Genomic DNA, 19,376 nt, shown 5'->3' with positions numbered 1-19,376 from the left:
CCTATTTTTTATATTTTTTTCATAATAGCATCTTTTGTTGTAGCTGGCACTAATCCTTCTATACAACCACCAAACCTCGCTACTTCTTTTACTAAACTAGAACTAAGATATGAGTTTTTACTACTAGTCATTAAAAAAATTGTTTCTACATCAGAATCTAATTTTCTATTCATTAAAGCCATTTGAAATTCATACTCAAAATCTGATACTGCTCTTAATCCTTTAATAATCACTTTAGCATTTTTCTTTTTAGCATAATCTATTAATAGTCCTGAAAAACAATCTATTGTAATATTCTTATAGGGCCCTACAGCCTCTTTTATGAGTTTTACTCTTTCTTCCAAGGTAAACATAGGATTTTTATTAGGGTTTTCCAGTACTGCTACAATCACTTTGTCGAAAAGCTTTGAAGCTCTTTGAATAATATCTAAATGTCCATTGGTAATGGGATCGAAACTTCCTGGATAAATACCTATCTTCATTTATATTTCCTCCTTTTGCTTATAGAAGGAAACGCTGGTATTACCGTAATCCTTCCTGCGAAATTGATGCAGCTTGTTCATTTCTATTGGCATATCTTCACTTTTGTCATGTTCGATGATAATTCTTCCAGAAGGTGCTAACAGTTCACTAGTATCTATATCCTCTAAGGCAGCATTACCTAATCCTTTATTGTATGGAGGATCCATAAATATAATATCAGCTTGTACCTTTTTTTCAGTAAGATTATTGATTGCAGAAATAACATCTGCGTGGATAATCTCCCCCTTAGCCAGTAGATTCATCTTGCTTAAATTTTGTTTTATAATATCAATACTATCCTTGTCCTTATCAACAAAATAAACCTTTTCAGCATTTCTTGACAAGGCCTCTAATCCAAGGCTGCCAGTTCCAGCAAATAAATCAATAACGATACCATCAATAATATAATTTTGTATAATATTAAAAATGGATTCTTTTACTCTATCAGAGGTAGGTCTTATTTTAAAATCTTTAGGAGTTATAAGTCTATATCCTCTAGCTTTACCAGCAATAATTCGCATATATTTCCTCCTCATGTAATTATATCTATATTCTAACACACAGACTATTAGTTAACAAAATATTTTTGTATATCTGACATTCTATATCTTTTTGATCCCTTTTATACTTAACAATATAAGGGACTACAAAAAAAATCAGCCCCCGACGTATTTATACATGCGTTGCAGTGGCTGAATTTCATCATTCATAAATCTAGCATTTTTTTCTGTACCAGATTAAGTACCTTCAAAGCTATTGAATTTTTCATCTAGCTTTCCCTTCAATGCTGGGTATTGTTCTAAGCACAAGGCAGGGTCCTCATCTAATAGCTCCTCCACCTGTTTTTGTACTCGTTTTAATACCTTCATGTGTTTAAATAGATTGGCAATTTTTAAATCAGGTAGTCCATGTTGTCTTATACCAAAGAATTCACCTGGTCCCCTAACCTCAAGGTCCTTCTCGGAAATGATAAATCCATCATTTGTTTCCTCCATAATTTTTATTCTTTCCTTAGCTATTTTACTCTTGTTATTATGAATTAATATGCAATAGGATTGAAATCTTCCTCTTCCTACCCTGCCTCTTAGTTGATGTAGCTGAGCCAAACCAAATCGTTCAGCATTTTCTATAATCATTATAGTTGCATTTGGAACATTTACACCCACTTCAATGACGGTTGTTGAAACTAATATGTTAATTTCATTACTTAAAAATTGTTTCATCACTGTTTCTTTTTCTTTAGCACTCATTTTCCCATGTAGTAATCCAACTTTATACTCACAAAAATATGTAGCAGCCAATTCTTCCTTAATTTCGGTAGCAGCCTTAGCTTCTATTGCTTCCGATTCCTCTACTAAAGGACATACTACATAAACCTGTCTCCCTAAGCTTAACTCTTTTTTTGCAAAATGATAAGCTCTTTCCTTTTCTTCTGTGGTTAACCCATAGGTTTTTATTTTTTTTCGTCCTGGAGGGAGTTCATCAATAATAGAAATATCTAAATCCCCATATAAAATTAATGCTAAGGTCCTAGGAATCGGCGTTGCCGTCATAACCAAAATATGTGGATTGTCGCCTTTATCAGCAAGAATGGCTCTTTGTCTAACACCAAACCGATGCTGTTCATCAGTAATAACCAAAGCTAGTTGACGAAAACATACAGTTTCTTGAATAAGTGCATGGGTGCCAACAACAATATCTATTTTACCTACTTTTATTTCCTGTAATAATTGTTGTTTGTTTGATTTTTTTATGCTTCCTATCAATAGCCCAACTCTTACTCCTATAGGCTCTAATAACTGTCTTATCGCAACATAATGTTGCTCTGCAAGAATTTCGGTGGGAGCCATTAGAGCACCTTGGAAGCCGTTAATGAAGGCTTTATATAAAGCTATTATGGCAACAATTGTCTTTCCTGAACCAACATCCCCTTGTACTAATCGATTCATAGGTGTACCTTCTTCTAAATCCTCCATGATTTCCTTCAGTACAATTTTTTGAGCCTTTGTTAATTCAAAAGGTAAGCTGTTGATAAAAGAAGATAGGCCTTCATTGATGTTAAGAGATGGACTCTTTTTTTCATTGATAACTCTCTTTTTTATGCGGATCAGTGCTAATTGTAATAATAGCAATTCATCAAATACCAATCTATATTTTGCTATTTTTAGTTCCTTTACTGTTGAAGGAAAGTGTATATTCTTTAGTGCAAAATCTAAGCTGCATAATTTATTTTTTTCCAATATACTTTCCGGCAAATAGTCTAGTGTAGCATTTTGTGTCATTGATAAAACATTTTTTTTGATGCCAATTAGATAACTTTGATTAATGCCCTCTGTAGATGGATATATAGGAACAATACTATTTAATGATGAAGAACAATCTTTTTCTTTTAGAATCTCATAAATAGGATTAATTATTTCTAAGCCTTGTAAACCCATTTTTACTTTCCCATTGATCATTAATTCATCATTAAGCTTAAGTATATTTTTTATATAGGGTTGATTAAAAAAAGTAATAGTAATAAATCCTGTATCATCTTTTGCTAAATATTTATTAATATTAAGTCCCTTTCTGCTAAAAGGGGTTTGACATTTTCCAGTAATCACCACATAGATAGTGGTCTTATCGCCTGGTTTCAATTCAATTATCTTTTTACTAATACTACGATCATCATAGTCCCTTGGAAAATGATATATCATATCTTCTACATTATATATTTTTAGTTTTTTTAATAAGGATAGTCTTTTAGGGCCAACACCTTTAATGTATTGTATATCCTTTTTAAGAATTTCCATACTTTCCACTCCTAAAGTGAATCTTTCTATAAGAAGCTGTTTACTCTACAGAAAAAATATAATAATATAATGGCTGCCCTCCAAAATATAATTCTATATCATACTCAGGAAAAAGGTCCTCAAGGTGCTCTAAGAGTCTATTTGCATCCTCTTCTCTAGTCTCTTCACCATAGAAAATAGTTACTATTTCATCATCTTCTTTTACCATTTCTTTTACCAGTTCTATAGATACTTCAAAGATATCTGTACCAACTGCTTGAATTTTGCTATCACCAATACCCAATATATCTCCCTGTTTAATAGGGATATCATTAAAGCTTGTATCCCTAACAGCATAAGTTACCTGGCCAGTTTTGACAGCTTTTATAGCCTCCAACATCTGAGTTTCGTTTTCCTCTGGAGTATTTTCTAAATTGAAAGCCATTAAAGAGGCTATCCCTTGGGGCACAGATTTAGTTGGTATAACCAAAATATTTTTTTCTGAGATACTCTTTGCTTGATTAGCAGCCATAATAATATTACTATTATTAGGAAGTATAAAAATCGTGTCTGCATCGATGCTATTAATCGCCTTAACAAAATCCTCTGTACTAGGATTCATGGTTTGTCCACCTTCTATTACATAGTCTATATCAAAGTCTTTAAATATCTTTGTTAGACCTTCTCCCATAGTTACAGCGATAAACCCATATTCTTTTTTCTTAGTTTTTTCTATTACTTCTTTATGTTCCTCAGGGTTTTCACCTCTATGTTGAAGTCTCATATTATCTATCTTAATATCGCTTAAATAACCTAGTTTTAGTCCTTCTTCTAGAACCTTGCCAGGATGATCGGTGTGTATATGCACCTTTACTACATTTTCATTACCTACTACCATCATGGAATCTCCAAAGTCCTTGATGGTATCCTGCAATTTTTTAATATCACTATTAGAAGCATTGACAATAAACTCAGTGCAGTAACCAAACTCCAGTTCTCCTTCGATATACTCTTGATGCTCAACTGTTTGTTGCATGATTTCTAAGTCTTCCGTCGTAGGAGTAACACCTGTAATTGCACCTAATGCCCCTAAGTAAATATATACAAGGCCTTTTCCTCCAGAATCCACTACACCTGCATCCTTAAGGACCTTCAACATATCTGGGGTTCTTTTTAATGTTTCTTCAGCCTGCAGGATAACTTTTTCAAAGAAGCCCGCAATCTCTTTTTCTTTTTTTGCTATCAACATTGCTTCTTCTGCACTTTCTCTAGCAACTGTTAAAATAGTACCTTCTACTGGCTTCATTACTGCTTTATAAGCAGTATCAGCAGCCATCTTTAATGCATAAGCAAAATCTCTAGTATTTAGCTTTTCTTTGCCTTTTACTCCTTTTGCAAAACCTCTTAGCAACTGAGATAGTATAACACCTGAGTTACCTCTTGCTCCCATCAAGGAGCCATTTGCCGCTAAACTAGCTACTTCTTCTAAGCTATTGGCCTTATTGTTCTTTATTTCCTTTACTGCCGATTGCATTGTCAATGACATATTAGTACCAGTGTCTCCATCAGGTACAGGGAATACATTCAATGCATTAACAACCTTCTTATTTGATTCTAGTGATTGAGCACCAGCTAAAAACATTTCTCTCAATAATTGCTGATCTATATATTCAACTTTCAAGTTATGTACCTCCTTAAGTTACTTTTGAACTCTTACGCCCTGCACATTAATGTTTACCTTTTTAACATTCATACCTGTCAAGTGCTCAATATTGTATTTTACCTTTTCAATAATATTATTTGCAACAACTGAAATTCTGGTGCCAAACTCCACAATTACAAACAAGTCAATCGTAATTTCATCATTTTCAGTATGAACCTTTACACCTTTACTTGAATGCTCTCTTTTTAAGAGCTCTACCAACCCACCTGCCGCAGACTTTGCTGCCATGCCTACTAAGCCATAGCATTCCATAGCTGATGCTCCGGCAATTGATGCTAATACGTGATCATCAATTGCTATTGTTCCAATATCATTGGTTAATTTTCCTGGCATAGATTACCCTCCTTTGTCCTATTACATTTATTATAACCAATAGGAGATTATGAACTATAGTCAAATGTGAATAGATCATAATTTCTGTTATTGGTTTCAAGCTAGCTGAAAAAAGAATAATAATTTTGTGTCAGTCACTTAATCTTTTGTCTCAATAATATATAATAATATATGTAGTTACCACAATATATATTTAAAATATATATAACTATTGTATATGAATCTTTAAAATAGTTCAATATAAAACCATTATTGCTATTTCCATAATGCCAGCTACTGAATTTTTTCTATGATTACTAGAATTATTTTCATGTTTTTATTGCAAAATAAGTATTAATATGATAATATTATAATGTTTTTAAGGTTTGAACATGCGCTTGAAGGAGGTGTTCATAATGGCAAGAGTATGCGATATATGTGAAAAAGGTAAAGTACATGGAAACCAAGTAAGTCACTCTAACCGTCATAATAAAAGAACTTGGTTACCTAACTTAAGAAGAGTAAGAGCAATTGTAGCTGGTACACCTAAGAGAATTAACGTCTGTACAAGATGCTTACGTTCTGGCAAAGTTGAAAGAGCATTATAAATAAAAAAAGCCACCTTACTTAATAAGGGTAGGCTTTTTTTTGCTTTAATAGTTATAAATGAGTATTCCTACTGCCATACAAATAAATGCAAATATAAAAATCCATAGCTTAAATGGCATAATATATAAAAATATACCTAATCCAATAATAAAAATAACTAAGCCTATGAACTTTATTAAAGATATTCCCCTCCTCCTCCTAAACATAACATCACCTACCTAGATTCATTATTATTAATATATTATTCAAAAAAAACTAAAATGCTACAGGTTTTTTAAAATTCATCCTGTAGCATTTTGCATCTTCAATCCTTTGATTTTATTATAAGTAATACTCCTTCTTTTAAAGAAACCGTGGCTTTTTCCTTGGCAAAAACATTGCTAATCCCAAGGGTACTGCCCATAGTGATATCTGCGTTCTCAAGAGGATATTCTAGACCTGTTAAAGTGATCCCACTGACTTTTTCTGTTAACGGAAGAAGAGAAATTGTTTCTCCAACCTTACCTTCTATATCCAATCTATTGTCTGTAATAGTAATTTCATTATTTGTATTGATTATCTTGCCATTAGCCCCTTGTTTTAGAATTTTATAGAGAAGCATTACATTTGCCAAGCTATGATCCTGCCTGGATCCTAATGCCCCGATCATGGTAATGCTTTGGGCCTTTAGCTTTAGAGCATACTCCACCGCCAACTCTGTATCAGTTTCATCTTTTCTTGAGGGAAACTTCTCACAGGCTACTTGCTGTGTCTTCATCCATAATAAATCTTCTTTGCTGATGGAATCTAAATCTCCTACTAATAAATTGGGTTTAATATTTAATGCTGCTAAATATCTTGCTGCTCCATCAGCACATATAATATATTTGTTTTGCATTAGAGGCTTATACAAGCTTAAATTGTCGATTTGACCGTTTGTAATAATTACAACTTCCATGGGATTTCCTTTCTATCTCGCATTTTTTCTGAATTCTTCTACTGTCGCTTTTAAATCTATACTATTAAATATTGCGGATCCCGCCACGATTACATTGGCTCCTGCTTCTGTTACCAAATGAACATTATCTGGCTTAATTCCTCCATCTACTTGGATATCAATATCCAGCATTTGTTCATCAATCATTCTTCTTAATACTTTAATCTTGTCGATGGTGCTGCTGATAAAGCTTTGTCCGCCAAATCCAGGATTTACAGTCATAATCAGTACCATATCTAAATCTCCTAATACATATTCTATAGCTGTAAGGGAAGTGGCAGGGTTAAGTGCTACTGCTGCCTTTATGTTGTAATTTTTGATCTGTTGAATTGTTCTATGCAAATGAATACACGCTTCAGCGTGGACGCATATGATATCTGCTCCTGCATTAACAAAGTCTTCAATATATCTCTCAGGGTTTTCTATCATTAAATGAACATCAAAGGGTAGTTTAGTTTTTCCTTTTAGGCTACTGATCACTGGTGGTCCTAAAGTAATATTGGGAACAAAATGACCATCCATCACATCGATATGCAATAAATCACATCCCGCTTCTTCTACTTTTTGAACATCCTGAAATAAGTTTGAAAAATCAGCAGACAATATTGATGGCGCTAATTTAATCATATAGTTAATACCTCCTATTATTCCTGATCTCCTCTATCAGTTGCAAATAACTATTATAACGTTTTTCATTAATAATGCCTGATTTAATCGCCTTTTTCACTCCACAACTGGGTTCATCCATATGTAAACAAGAAGTAAACCTGCATTCTTCAATATGCGCAGAGAATTCTGGAAAAAGCAATTGTAAATCTTCTTCTTCTATAAAGTCTAAATTCAAAGAACTAAAGCCTGGCGTATCTACAACCCAACCATGATTTTCAATGGATATCAATTCAACATGTCTTGTGGTATGTTTACCTCTAGAGGTTTTTTCACTTAATTCACCAGTTTGCAGCTTAAGCTCTGGATGAATTTTATTAAGCAGTGTAGATTTACCTACACCAGAAGGGCCCGCAAATACACTGATTTTATCCAGTAGCATTTCTTTAAGCTGTTTAATACTATCTTCCTCCTTGGCAGTGGTTAATACTACATCATATCCCGCAGAGGTATAGATATCTACAAAGGATGTATATTCATTATTTTGTAGTAAATCAATTTTATTAAAACAGATGACTATATCTAACTCTTCATTTTCAGCTAGTACTAAAAATCTATCTAGTAACACTAGATTAGGCTCTGGTTGAGTAACAGCAAATACAATAATGGCTTGGTCTACATTTGCAACTGTTGGACGTATAAGCTCTGTTCTCCTTTCCAGGATTTCTTCTATAACACCTTTCTTGTTCGTTTCATCTATGATAGAGATTTTTACATCATCTCCTACCAACGGCGTTATTTTCATTTGTCTAAAAATACCTCTAGCCTTACATTCATATATTCTTCCAGCTATATCTACATAATAAAATCCACCTATTCCTTTAATCAGCCGGCCTTTTAGCATGCCTTACCTCCTAAAATCAATCCTTATAGTATCAACTTTTTCATTATTGATGAATAACTCATATTCTTTTACCCCTGTACCCGTAAGAGATATCTCTACTATTTCTCCTCTTTGATCAATATTATGTTGGGTATTAATAATAGTTCCTCCATCTGGGATGCTTTTAATTTCAATATTTACAATACCTTCATGTCCTCTTAATCTTATTTCTACTGTCTTAGTGGTAAGATTATTAGCGGAGGTTTCTTCTGCTTCCTCATCATCAATCTCTACATCAATCTCCGTCTCTTCTTCTAATACCTCCTGCGGTCCTCTACTAACAACTAGATCAATAATTGCATTTTCTCTTACTGGTGTTCCGGCTTCAAAATTTTGTTCTATTACAATGCCTTTAGCATGTTCATCATTGTCTACTTCACTAACTCTACCTTCCTGCAATCCGTGGTCTTGTATAATGTTTTTAGCATTTTCAATAGAGAAACCTACTAGATTTGGCATTGGGAAAGTAACTACCTCAGGTCCTTGGCTAATAACATAATCCACTGTAGATCCTTGAGTAGTTGATGTGCCTGCTCTGGGGTCTTGTCGGATGATTACTCCATTAGGAAATTCACTGAATTCATAGCTTGGTACTCCTGCTATTAACCCTTGGTTTTCTAGTATAAAAGGCGCATTTGCAGCATCCTCATAAACTAAATCTGGCACCTCAACTTGTCTTGGCCCTGAGCTTATCTTAACTATTATCGAGTAACCTGGTCGCACCTTCATACCTGCAGATGGATTTTGATCCATAATTTCGTTAGCTGGCACCTCATTGCTGGCGGTTTGTTCTTCTGTTAGTCTTAAATCCATCTCTATAGCTTTGACTCTTGCATCTTCAATGGTCATACCAAGTAGATTAGGAACCTCAACCTCACCTGTTCTAAAGAAATTACTTAGATAAAAAAGCCCGAAGGTAAATAACCCTGCTGCTATTAAAGCTGCCATAACAGCAGAAATAACGATTACCTTATTATTTCTCTTCTTAATCTTCTTAGGATTTTTCCTCATTTCCTTAATATCTTCTTCTTTTATACGAGGTATGATTTGCGTAGGTGAATCTTCATGATTTATATTATTCATTAAAGTATTATTACTGGGATCATTTTTTAATTTATCCACATCTTCTATAAGATCTTGTGCATTTTGATATCTTGATAGCTGATCTTTTTGTATTAAGGTTAGAATTATTTCTTCAAGACCTTTAGATATTTGAGGGTTTAGCTCTGAAGGCACCACTGGTTCTTGTTGAATATGCTTCAAAGCAATAGCTATTGGACTATCTCCCTCGAAAGGGACTTTACCTGTAGCCATTTCATACATCACAATACCTAAAGAATATAAATCTGATTTTTCATCCGTATATCCGCCTCTAGCCTGCTCTGGAGAGAAATAATGAACTGATCCTATAACGCTGCCCATATTGGTTATCGTTGAAGATGTAGCAGCTAAGGCAATACCAAAATCAGTTACCTTTGCACGACTATCTTCTGTTATTAATATATTATGGGGTTTAATATCTCTATGAATTACATGGTTATAATGGGCATGCTGCAATGCTAATGCTATTTGTTTTGTATAATGAATGATTTCTTCTAAAGACAATATGTCTTTCTCTTTTATTACCTCTTTTAAGGTTTTCCCTTTTACATATTCCATTACAATATAATAGATTTCGTTTTCTTCTCCAACATCATATAAATTAACTATGTTTGGATGTGATAAACTAGCTGCTGCCTGAGATTCTTTTTTGAATTTATCAATGATATCTTTATCATTCGTGAATTCTGCTCTTAGTATTTTAACCGCCACATATCTATTCAGTAGAGTACATTTGGCTTTATAAACTAGAGCCATACCTCCTCCACCTATTTTTTCTACTATCTCATATCTATTTCCTAATGTTTTGCCTATCACATTTTTCACCTACTTTCTGCAATAGTGGGTTGATCCTTTATGATGACTACAGTTATGTTGTCATACCCACCTCTTTGATTTGCTAGTGAAACTAAATAACTACAACCTTCCATACAATCTTCCTTTTCTAATATAGCTCTCTTTATTTCCTCTTTATCAACAAAATTTGTTAATCCATCAGTACATAATATTAGCATATCTCCTTCTACAAAGTCTAGAGAAAAAATATCCGCCTTGACACTTTCGTCTGTTCCAAGGCACCTTGTAATAATATTTTTCTGAGGATGCTTTAGCGCTTCTCTTTCTGTAATACTTCCATTTCTAACTAGTTCTGCAACTAAGGAATGGTCTTGTGTAATTTGCTCTAACTCACTATTCCTTAAAAGATAAGCTCTGCTATCTCCAACATGCCCTATAAATAACTTCCCTTGGATAATTAAAGCCATAGTTACAGTAGTACCCATACCTTCACAGTCAAAATTATTAGCAGATTTATCATATATTTCTTGATTAGCTCTGTTAAAAGCTTCAAAAATAACTCCTTTTATTGCTGGTTCTTCAAACTCATCTGTTAGGTAACGTATAATATGATTCTTTATGGAGTCAATAGCTATAGAACTAGCTATTTCGCCACTTTTATGTCCCCCCATCCCGTCAGCAACCATATATAATGCTACTCCATTTTCATAGATACAATAGTTATCTTCATTAATTTCTCTAACCCTTCCAACATCAGTAATTGCTGCTGCCTTCATATCGGCTCCCCTCCTATCGGTATTCATATATTTCATAGGTTTCTTCTTAGCCCTCTATACTACAGAATACTTTTTGGTGTTCTACCCCCAAAAGATCTATAGAACAATTGCCCGCATACAATATCAGCTGATAGATCTCAGCCAATGAATGACTAACACATAAATCTATTACTGCAATCTTATCTATGTATTATTTATATAATTATTTCTTAATTGACCACAGGCAGCATCAATATCTGCTCCCATTTCTCTTCGTATAGTAGCCTCTATACCTTGTTTCATCAAAACGCTTTGAAACCTTTTAATCTTTTCTTGAGTGGATTTTTTATATTGTGTTTCATCTACCATGTTAATAGGTATCAAGTTGACATGGCAAAGCAGTCCCTTTAACAGTTGACTTAATTGCTGCGCGTGGATTTCCTTATCATTTATATCCTTTACTAAAGCATATTCAAAGGTGATTCTTCTATTGTTTTTTTTCAGATAATATGCACACGCATTTATTAAATCCGTTAGAGAATATTTTTTTGCAATAGGCATCATTTTTTGTCTTATTTCATCGCTGGGAGCATGAAGAGATATAGCTAAATTAATTGGAATTTGCAATTCTGCTAATTTTTTTATTTCTGGCACTAATCCACAGGTAGATAAGGTAATATGTCTATTTCCAATATTTAAGCCATTTTCATTGTTGACAATTTTCAAAAAGTTAATTACTTCACTATAGTTATGTAAAGGCTCACCACTACCCATTATTACAATATTTGATATTCTCTCACCAAAGTCCTGCTGCATCAAAAGAATCTGGTCTATCATTTCTCCAGCTCTTAGATTTCTAACTAATCCTCCAACTGTTGATGCACAAAAACTACAACCCATTTGGCAGCCAACCTGGCAAGAGATACATGCAGTAACGCCATGTTTATACTGCATTAATACTCCTTCTATTATATTACCATCTTCTAATAAAAATAAATACTTCCTTGTTCCATCTATTTGAGAAATGACTTTTTTCTCAATTTCTACATTGGTAATAAAAGAATACTCATGAAGTGCTTGCTTCAATGTGTTGGATATATTGGTCATACTTTCGAAATCTTTTATTCCTTTTTGAACCCATTGAAATATTTGTTTCCCTCTGTATTTTTTTTCACCTACCTTTTCTACGATAGCTTCTATTTCTTCTATGGTTAAGCTTAATAAATCTTCCTTTGCCAAATATAGACCTCCTATCATTTTACTTCAAGCTATTTCTTCTCTAATTTAGCAATGAAGAAACCATCCGTCCCATGAATATTGGGATATAACTGAATCATTTCTTCTTTGTGTTCTCCTGGTAAAATACTCTCATATTCCTTATTTATGGCTACTAGTTTAAAATTACAGTGCTTCTTTAAGAAAGCTTGTACTATCTTTTGATTCTCTTGTGGATGAATTGTACAGGTGCTATAAAGTAGTTCGCCACCTTTTTTTACATATCTAGAAGCTTTCTCCAGTATTTCTAACTGCATTTTTGTTATAACCTCAGTATCATCTGGCTTTTTTCTATATTTTATTTCTGGTTTTCTCATTATAATTCCTAATCCAGAGCATGGCGCATCTACCAATACTTTATCCGCTGTCTCGATTAAGTCTTTATCTAAATCTTCTCCATTATACTTTTCTGTTCTTATTATATTAATGCCAAGTCGCTTAGCATTCTTTTTGATTAGCTCTAGCTTATGGGGATGGATATCTCTAGCCAATATTTTCCCTTTATTATGCATTAATTGTGCCATATGTGTGGTTTTTCCTCCAGGTGCGCTACATACATCAATAATGAATTGACCTTCTTTTGGATCTAAAATTTTTCCCACTAACATAGAACTGATATCTTGAATATGTAAAAGTCCTTGCTTATAAATATCCAATTCCTCTAAATCACTAAAGCCACCTTTCACTACTAGGGCTTCGGGAAGATATTCACTTTTTTCTACATGAATGTTTTTCTCTTTTAACAAACTTACAATCTCATCTGCGGATGTTTTTAAAGTATTTACTCTAATATGTAGTTTAGGGGTTTCATTATTTGCTTTTAATAAAGATTCTACAAAGTCCCTTGAAAAGATTTCTAAAAACATCTCTACCATCCATCGAGGATGAGAATATTTGACTGTTAGATATTCTTCAAAGTTCTTCTCTTTATCAGGCATTTCTATTTTTTCCTTGTTCCTTATGATATTTCTTAATACACCGTTGATAAATCCTGAGGCTCTCTTGCAATAGCTTTTAGATAAGTTTACTGACTCATTTACTGCTGCAAAAACAGGGACTCTGTCTAAGAAGAAGATTTGATAAATTCCCAGCCTAAGCAGATTTAATGCCCATGCATTCATCTTATGAAGCTTCATTGTAGAAAACTGCTGGATAACATAGTCAATAAAAATTAAGTTTTCTAATGTTCCATAGGTAAGCTCTGTGATAAAGTTTCTATCAATGGCAGTATATTCCTTATTCTTCAACTCTTTATTTAAAGCTATATTAGAATAGGCTTTCTTTACTTCTATATCATATAAGACCTTTAATGCACCTTCTCTAGCATTCATTCAGGCTACCTCCTGTTTTTAATTATTATATATCATTATGGGATTTATATAAATATTTTTATTATTCCCATCATCATTCTATTTTTTCAATGAAAAAGAGTCAATGGAAATCATACCCCCATTGACCCATATGAAAAATACTATTTATTACATGTTTATTGCCTTTTAACAATGAAATGAGCCAATTGGAAAAGTTTCCTGTTGGCTCATTTATTGAACTACCTTCTATTTCTAATAGCAATTAATCTAAATAGCTGTGCCAATGCTGCTGCCATTGCTGCTACATAGGTTAAAGCAGCTGCCTTCAAAACTTTTTGTGCTGGGCTGTACTCTTCTCTCGATATAAACCCATTAGCATCTAACAGTCGTAGCGCTCTACTACTGGCATTGAATTCCACTGGAAGGGTAACAATCTGAAACAGCACTGCTGCAGAGTATAGAAGAATCCCTACGTCCAGCAAGGCTGGTGAAATTAAGAAACCTCCTATTACAAAAAACCATGCTGCAGAAGAACCGAAGCTTGCTATAGGAAAAATAGCGTTTCTAAATGTCAATGGTACATAGCTTCCAGCATGCTGTAGGGCATGACCAACCTCATGGGCTGCTACACTTACAGCAGCAATGGAACTACCACTATATACATCTCGAGATAGTCTTATTTTTCTACTCCTAGGATCATAATGATCCGTTAAATGTCCTTGGGCCATTTCAACAGGCACATCCCTAAGACCATTTTGATCTAATATGGTTCTGGCAACATCATAGCCTGAATAACCTTTTCTTGTAGGTACCCTTAAATACTTGTTAAAAGTTGACTTTACTTTACTTTGAGCATATAAGGTAAAGATAATAGCTGGAATTAAGAAAACAATTCCTTCAAAAGGTAAAAACATTAGGCAATCACTCCTTTATAAAATGTAAAATAGCATGTTCTACTTCTACGATATCTACCTGTGTATTCACACAGGGTCCTTCTGGCCTTTGATTGACAATAGCTAGTATGGGTATTCTTTTTACGTCCATCAACCCACTAAGGAGATCCCTCTCACAGGCGATGGCTATAATAGCTCTAGGCTTTAACTCAAGAATAATCTTTCTTGCTAATGTACCTCCTGTAACAATCTTAAAATGGATTCCATATTTTTGTTGTAATTCTATTAAGCTGTCTACTTTACAAATGCCACATCTTTTACAATTGTTAATATTGTTGGTTATTTTATGAGGACAAGAAGATATTTGAATGCAATGGGGTGTTAATACTAGTATTTCTTTCCCTTGCAAACTATAATCTCCACTTAATACCAATTGATTGTTTAATTGTGTATAAGCTCTTCTGATTGTATTCTTATCGTATTTTAAGATTTTACCCAAGATGTTTATAAAGGGATACGAAATATGTATAAAGGTCTCCATAATGATTTTTATAAAAGATGGTACTTTTTTATTATACCATAGTAATTTCATGGCAAAAATAGTAATAGCTATAGAAATGCTAAGAATAAATAATAAAATTATACTACTTAGAAATATGAATTGATATAGTAATGCATTTCCCTTAGCTGTAAACCAAAATATCAAACTGGCTGCTATTATTACGATTGTCAACATGACTATTAATAGTGTGATAAGCATTCTAGTAGAGTTTTCTTTAGCAATCCTTTTATCTGTTTTCATTTTATAATCCTAATACTGTGTTTTTCTCTATTGTATTTCCAACTAAAAAATCCTTCACCTTTAATCTTTTCCCTCCACTAAACTGCAACTCATCTACCACTAATAAATCTTTACCCGTTGCGACAAAAATCTTATCTTTTGTTACATCTATAATTGTTCCTGGCTGACTATCATTTTTACACCTTTCTATACCACTTCGCCATATTTTCATGGTTTCTCCTAAATAATTTGTATATGCCACAGGCCACGGTATCGTTCCTCTAATTAAATTATGAATTTCATCAGCAGTTTTATGCCATTGAATGCATCCTATATCTTTTGTAAGTCTAGGTGCATAGGTAGATTCTTCATGGTTTTGTCTCTCTCTTGGCGCCTTTCCACTTTGTATATCCCTTAAGGTTTCTTTTAAAACACTGCCGCCTATAATAGCTAATCGGTTATGAAGCTCAGCAGCAGTTTCCATTTCTCCTATTTCTATTTCTTTTTTATAAATCATATCACCAGTATCTAAGCCTTCCTCCATGTACATGGTAGTAATGCCAGTTTTTTTCTCCCCATTTATGACTGCCCATTGGATAGGACCAGCACCTCTATATTTAGGAAGGAGTGAGGCATGAACATTGATACATCCTAAAGCTGGGATGTTAAGAATTTCTTTTGTTAATAACTGTCCATAAGCTACCACTACGATAACATCTGGGTTTAAACTTTTTATAATTTCTATAGTCTCTTTGTTTTTTAGAGATTTAGGTTGATATACCTGTAAATCGTGCTCCTTCGCCTTCTCCTTCACTGGGGGCATAGTAAGCTTATTTCCTCTCCCCTTAGGTCTGTCGGGTTGAGTAAACACTCCAAGAATATCATGTTTTTCTTTTATGAGCATTTCTAATGATGGTACAGCAAAGTCTGGAGTTCCCATAAATATTACTTTCATCATAATCACCTATTTCTACTTTCTTCTATTTTATCTATGAAAAGAATCCCATTAAGATGATCAATTTCATGACATAATGCCCTTGCTAATAGCCCCTCACCTTCAACTATAATCTCTTCTCCATTTCTATTTAATGCTTTTATTGTTACAATTTCAGGTCTAGTAACATCTCCACTTCTGCCGGGGAGGCTTAAACAGCCTTCTACATCACATTGTTCTCCTTTTGCGTCTAGTATTTCAGGATTAATAAGTTCTAAAAGTCCTTCACCAATATCAATGATAATCACTTGTTTTAATATACCAATCTGAGGAGCTGCTAAGCCCACTCCTTCTGCATGATACATCGTCTCAGCCATGTCATCCAATAAAAGGTGAATCCTTGCATCAATTTTGTCCACTGGTTTTGATTTTTTTCTTAAGATAGGATCCTCATCCTGTCTAATAATTCTGATAGCCATATTTTTCCTCCTAACTGCATCACATAATATATGATGGATTTATGTCAACACTTATAGAAATAGCCTGTGGTATAAACTTTTGTCTATTGTCTATTAATAAGTATTTTACTATTGCTTTTAATAGAGAATACGGTACATTATAATCCTTCAGAAGAATCTGAAACCTATATCGTTCCTTCACCTTTGCAATCATGGCGGGATTGGGCCCTAATATGATTTCTTCATAATTATTATATCCTTTACCTTTTAGTATATATTTAATATTATTGGAAATTTTTTCAGCCACAGTATAAACATCTTCAGATTTTTTCCCACTGAAATTAATGTTAATCAATTGTACAAAGGGAGGATAAGCAAATTCTTTTCTTAGCTCCAGTTCTTCCTTATAAAATCTATTATAATCATGCTGAGCTGCGGCACAAATGCTGTAATGATCAGGATTGTATGTTTGGAGTATGACTCTGCCCTCTTCTAGTCCCCTACCTGCTCTTCCTGCCACCTGTGTAACCAATTGAAATGTTTTCTCAGATGCTCTAAAATCCGGGAGGTTTAATGAAGCATCCCCTGATATAATTCCCACTAATGTTACATTAGGGAAATCTAAGCCTTTGGAAATCATTTGAGTACCAATCAAAATGTCTATTTCCTGTTTTTTAAAGCTATTTAATATTTTCTTATGGGAACCTTTTATACTGGTAGAATCCATATCCATTCTAGCAATAACAGCATTGGGAAAGTGCTCCCCTATAAGATCCTGAATTTTTTGAGTTCCTGTTCCAAAGTAATTAATATGGGTACTGCTACAGGAAGGACAATGCTTTGGTTCTTCTTTTTTCTCTCCGCAGTAGTGGCATTGTAGGTTTTTCATGTTTTTATGATAAATCATTGTAATGTCACAGTGTCTACATTTTATTACATATCCGCATTGTCTACAAGAGATAAAAGTAGCATAACCTCTCCGATTTAAAAAAAGTATTGTTTGCTTTTTTCTCTCTAAGTTTTTATCTATTAAAGAAAATAACCTATGACTTAAGATGCCTTTGTTCCCTTTATCCAACTCTTGTCTCATATCTACTACTTCTACTTCTGGCAGGGCTGAAACGGTAGCTCTTTCAGCTAAAGTCAATAAAGTAATTTCTCCTACTTCTCCTTTATAGTAGGTTTCTATTGATGGGGTAGCTGATCCTAAGATGACTACTGCCCCCTCTTGTCTCCTTCTAAAATCGGCGACTTCAATAGCATGATACTTTGGTGAAATTTCTGACTTATATGTATTTTCATGTTCTTCATCAATAATAATCATCCCAAGATTTCTAAAGGGGGCAAATATGGCTGATCTAGCTCCAATAGCGATGTTTACTTTCCCTTCACGGATTTTACGCCATTCATCAAATCTTTCTCCTTCTGAAAGATTACTATGAAGTACAGCTATACCTTCTCCAAATCTTCCATAAAATCTTTCTATTGTTTGGGGTGTTAATGCTATCTCTGGGACTAAAATTATTCCTTGTTTCTCTTTTTTTAAAATTTCTTCAATCAGCTGTAGGTATATTTCTGTCTTACCACTACCAGTAACACCATGTAGTAAGAAAGTATTAGACTTCTCCTTTTGAATGTAGGATACTATTTTTTCAATAGCTCTTTGTTGTTGCAGATTTGGTTCTAGTTTGGGGAAGCTTTCGAAAGTAGTGTTTTTAAAAGGATCTCTTTTATATTCCTTATCAATAATTATCAAATAGCCTTTATTCACCAGAGCATTTAAAGATCCTCTAGTTACCTTCAGTACATCTATCAATTCTTTTACTGGACAGATCTTATGTTCTTTAAGAAAAAGTAAAATCTCTTTTTGTCTTGAAGCATTTTTCAGAGAAACAATTATATCCTCTATCACTTCTTCTTCAATGTTTAACTGAACATATTGCTGTGTTTGTATCTTTACTCTAGTAGCAATTTCATAATCTATTTTGATAATACCTTTTTTTTCAAGAGTCTTTAATATATTATTCATATTGCTTATTGGTAGTTTATTGTATAGTTTTTCTAAAGTAGCCTTTCCTCCTAATGCTTTTAATACTTGTAGGATGTCTTTTTGTTTGGTAGAGTTTTCCTTAATATCTTCAATCCACTCTTCCTTTAACAAAGAAATTGTTTTTCTTTCTTTGTTAATAATCCCTGCTGGCAAAACGCATTGGATCGCTTCAATGTATCTACATAGATACTTATTTTTTAACCAGCCAATCATCTTGATTTGATTTCTGCTTAAAATTGGTTCTTCGTCTATGATATATAGTATCTCCTTTAATCTATACTTTACTTCTTCCTCAGTTTTTATCTTAATTATGTATGCCTCTAATTTTTTATTTCCCATCCCAAAAGGTACCATACACCGCATGCCTTCTTGAATAGTCATCAGCAGGCTTTCTGGAATTGTATAGTCAAATATTTTATCTGTCTGTAAACTATTATTATTTACAATAACTTGAGCTATATAGACCTTTTCCCCCACATCTACCCACCTCTTTTCATTCAGCTGTCATTCCTGCTTTGTTTTCTATATTATATCAGATTTCAATGTATTTAAAAATAAC

At 33.5% G+C, this 19,376-nt stretch carries 18 protein-coding genes; 1 reads left to right on the top strand and 17 read right to left on the bottom strand.

Annotated elements, in window-relative coordinates; genetic code table 11:
• Window positions 1–8: 8 nt before the first annotated feature.
• The 5 genes from coaD to BMX10_RS00720 all read right to left on the bottom strand — a co-directional run bounded on the left by coaD (window position 9) and on the right by BMX10_RS00720 (window position 5,352).
• Window positions 9–482, bottom strand: coding sequence for a pantetheine-phosphate adenylyltransferase (coaD, locus tag BMX10_RS00740; RefSeq protein ID WP_090437866.1), 474 nt, complete (start codon window positions 480–482; stop codon window positions 9–11).
• On the bottom strand, window positions 483–1,058 hold the full coding sequence (gene rsmD, locus BMX10_RS00735) for a 16S rRNA (guanine(966)-N(2))-methyltransferase RsmD (protein ID WP_090437864.1): 576 nt from the start codon (window positions 1,056–1,058) through the stop codon (window positions 483–485). It abuts the gene before it with no gap.
• A gap of 201 nt (window positions 1,059–1,259) precedes the next feature.
• Window positions 1,260–3,317 carry an ATP-dependent DNA helicase RecG gene (recG, locus tag BMX10_RS00730; RefSeq protein ID WP_090437862.1) on the bottom strand — a complete coding sequence of 686 codons (2,058 nt, stop codon included), beginning with the start codon at window positions 3,315–3,317 and terminating at the stop codon, window positions 1,260–1,262.
• A gap of 40 nt (window positions 3,318–3,357) precedes the next feature.
• Window positions 3,358–4,938 carry a DAK2 domain-containing protein gene (locus BMX10_RS00725; RefSeq protein ID WP_170834648.1) on the bottom strand — a complete coding sequence of 527 codons (1,581 nt, stop codon included), beginning with the start codon at window positions 4,936–4,938 and terminating at the stop codon, window positions 3,358–3,360.
• A gap of 57 nt (window positions 4,939–4,995) precedes the next feature.
• Complete coding sequence (locus tag BMX10_RS00720; RefSeq protein ID WP_090437859.1) at window positions 4,996–5,352, bottom strand: Asp23/Gls24 family envelope stress response protein; 357 nt, start codon at window positions 5,350–5,352, stop codon at window positions 4,996–4,998.
• Between the two features lie 395 nt (window positions 5,353–5,747).
• On the opposite strand from BMX10_RS00720, the gene rpmB reads away from it, so the two are divergent.
• On the top strand, window positions 5,748–5,939 hold the full coding sequence (rpmB, locus tag BMX10_RS00715) for a 50S ribosomal protein L28 (protein WP_090437857.1): 192 nt from the start codon (window positions 5,748–5,750) through the stop codon (window positions 5,937–5,939).
• Window positions 5,940–6,244: 305 nt separating this feature from the next.
• Here the strand turns inward: rpmB and BMX10_RS00710 are convergent, their stop codons facing one another.
• The 12 genes from BMX10_RS00710 to priA form a co-directional block, all read right to left on the bottom strand.
• The gene (locus BMX10_RS00710; RefSeq protein ID WP_090437855.1) at window positions 6,245–6,877 is read right to left on the bottom strand and encodes a thiamine diphosphokinase; all 633 of its coding nucleotides are present in this window, start codon (window positions 6,875–6,877) and stop codon (window positions 6,245–6,247) included.
• A gap of 12 nt (window positions 6,878–6,889) precedes the next feature.
• Window positions 6,890–7,543, bottom strand: a complete 654-nt coding sequence (gene rpe / locus BMX10_RS00705; RefSeq protein WP_090437853.1) for a ribulose-phosphate 3-epimerase — start codon at window positions 7,541–7,543, stop codon at window positions 6,890–6,892.
• A 4-nt stretch (window positions 7,544–7,547) separates the two neighbouring features.
• Entirely contained in the window at window positions 7,548–8,426 is an 879-nt protein-coding gene (rsgA, locus tag BMX10_RS00700; protein WP_090437851.1) for a ribosome small subunit-dependent GTPase A, read from the bottom strand.
• Between the two features lie 3 nt (window positions 8,427–8,429).
• On the bottom strand, window positions 8,430–10,391 hold the full coding sequence (pknB, locus tag BMX10_RS00695; protein ID WP_244272575.1) for a Stk1 family PASTA domain-containing Ser/Thr kinase: 1,962 nt from the start codon (window positions 10,389–10,391) through the stop codon (window positions 8,430–8,432).
• Window positions 10,388–11,137 (bottom strand): Stp1/IreP family PP2C-type Ser/Thr phosphatase, encoded by a 750-nt coding sequence (locus BMX10_RS00690; protein ID WP_090437847.1) that lies wholly within the window; start codon window positions 11,135–11,137, stop codon window positions 10,388–10,390. The genes pknB and BMX10_RS00690 overlap by 4 nt, the downstream gene beginning before the upstream one ends.
• A 183-nt stretch (window positions 11,138–11,320) precedes the next feature.
• Window positions 11,321–12,355: a dual-specificity RNA methyltransferase RlmN gene (gene rlmN / locus BMX10_RS00685; RefSeq protein WP_244272573.1), complete on the bottom strand. Its 1,035-nt coding sequence runs from the start codon at window positions 12,353–12,355 to the stop codon at window positions 11,321–11,323.
• 29 nt (window positions 12,356–12,384) lie between these two features.
• A complete protein-coding gene (gene rsmB / locus BMX10_RS00680; protein ID WP_090437843.1) occupies window positions 12,385–13,722 on the bottom strand; it encodes a 16S rRNA (cytosine(967)-C(5))-methyltransferase RsmB in 1,338 nt (445 codons plus the stop codon).
• A 218-nt stretch (window positions 13,723–13,940) separates the two neighbouring features.
• On the bottom strand, window positions 13,941–14,615 hold the full coding sequence (locus BMX10_RS00675) for a zinc metallopeptidase (RefSeq protein ID WP_090437841.1): 675 nt from the start codon (window positions 14,613–14,615) through the stop codon (window positions 13,941–13,943).
• 7 nt (window positions 14,616–14,622) lie between these two features.
• Window positions 14,623–15,396 (bottom strand): DUF116 domain-containing protein, encoded by a 774-nt coding sequence (locus tag BMX10_RS00670; protein WP_090437839.1) that lies wholly within the window; start codon window positions 15,394–15,396, stop codon window positions 14,623–14,625.
• Between the two features lies 1 nt (window position 15,397).
• Window positions 15,398–16,330 carry a methionyl-tRNA formyltransferase gene (gene fmt, locus BMX10_RS00665; RefSeq protein ID WP_090437837.1) on the bottom strand — a complete coding sequence of 311 codons (933 nt, stop codon included), beginning with the start codon at window positions 16,328–16,330 and terminating at the stop codon, window positions 15,398–15,400.
• Window positions 16,331–16,335: 5 nt separating this feature from the next.
• Window positions 16,336–16,788, bottom strand: a complete 453-nt coding sequence (gene def / locus BMX10_RS00660) for a peptide deformylase (RefSeq protein WP_090437835.1) — start codon at window positions 16,786–16,788, stop codon at window positions 16,336–16,338.
• Window positions 16,789–16,807: 19 nt separating this feature from the next.
• On the bottom strand, window positions 16,808–19,294 hold the full coding sequence (priA, locus tag BMX10_RS00655; RefSeq protein ID WP_090437833.1) for a primosomal protein N': 2,487 nt from the start codon (window positions 19,292–19,294) through the stop codon (window positions 16,808–16,810).
• Between the last annotated feature and the right edge of the window lie 82 nt (window positions 19,295–19,376).

Source organism: Natronincola peptidivorans (assembly GCF_900111615.1).
Lineage (GTDB): Bacteria > Bacillota > Clostridia > Peptostreptococcales > Natronincolaceae > Natronincola_A > Natronincola_A peptidivorans.
The sequence above is the reverse complement of the archived record's forward strand: the minus strand, read 5'-3'. Positions and strand labels throughout refer to the sequence as shown.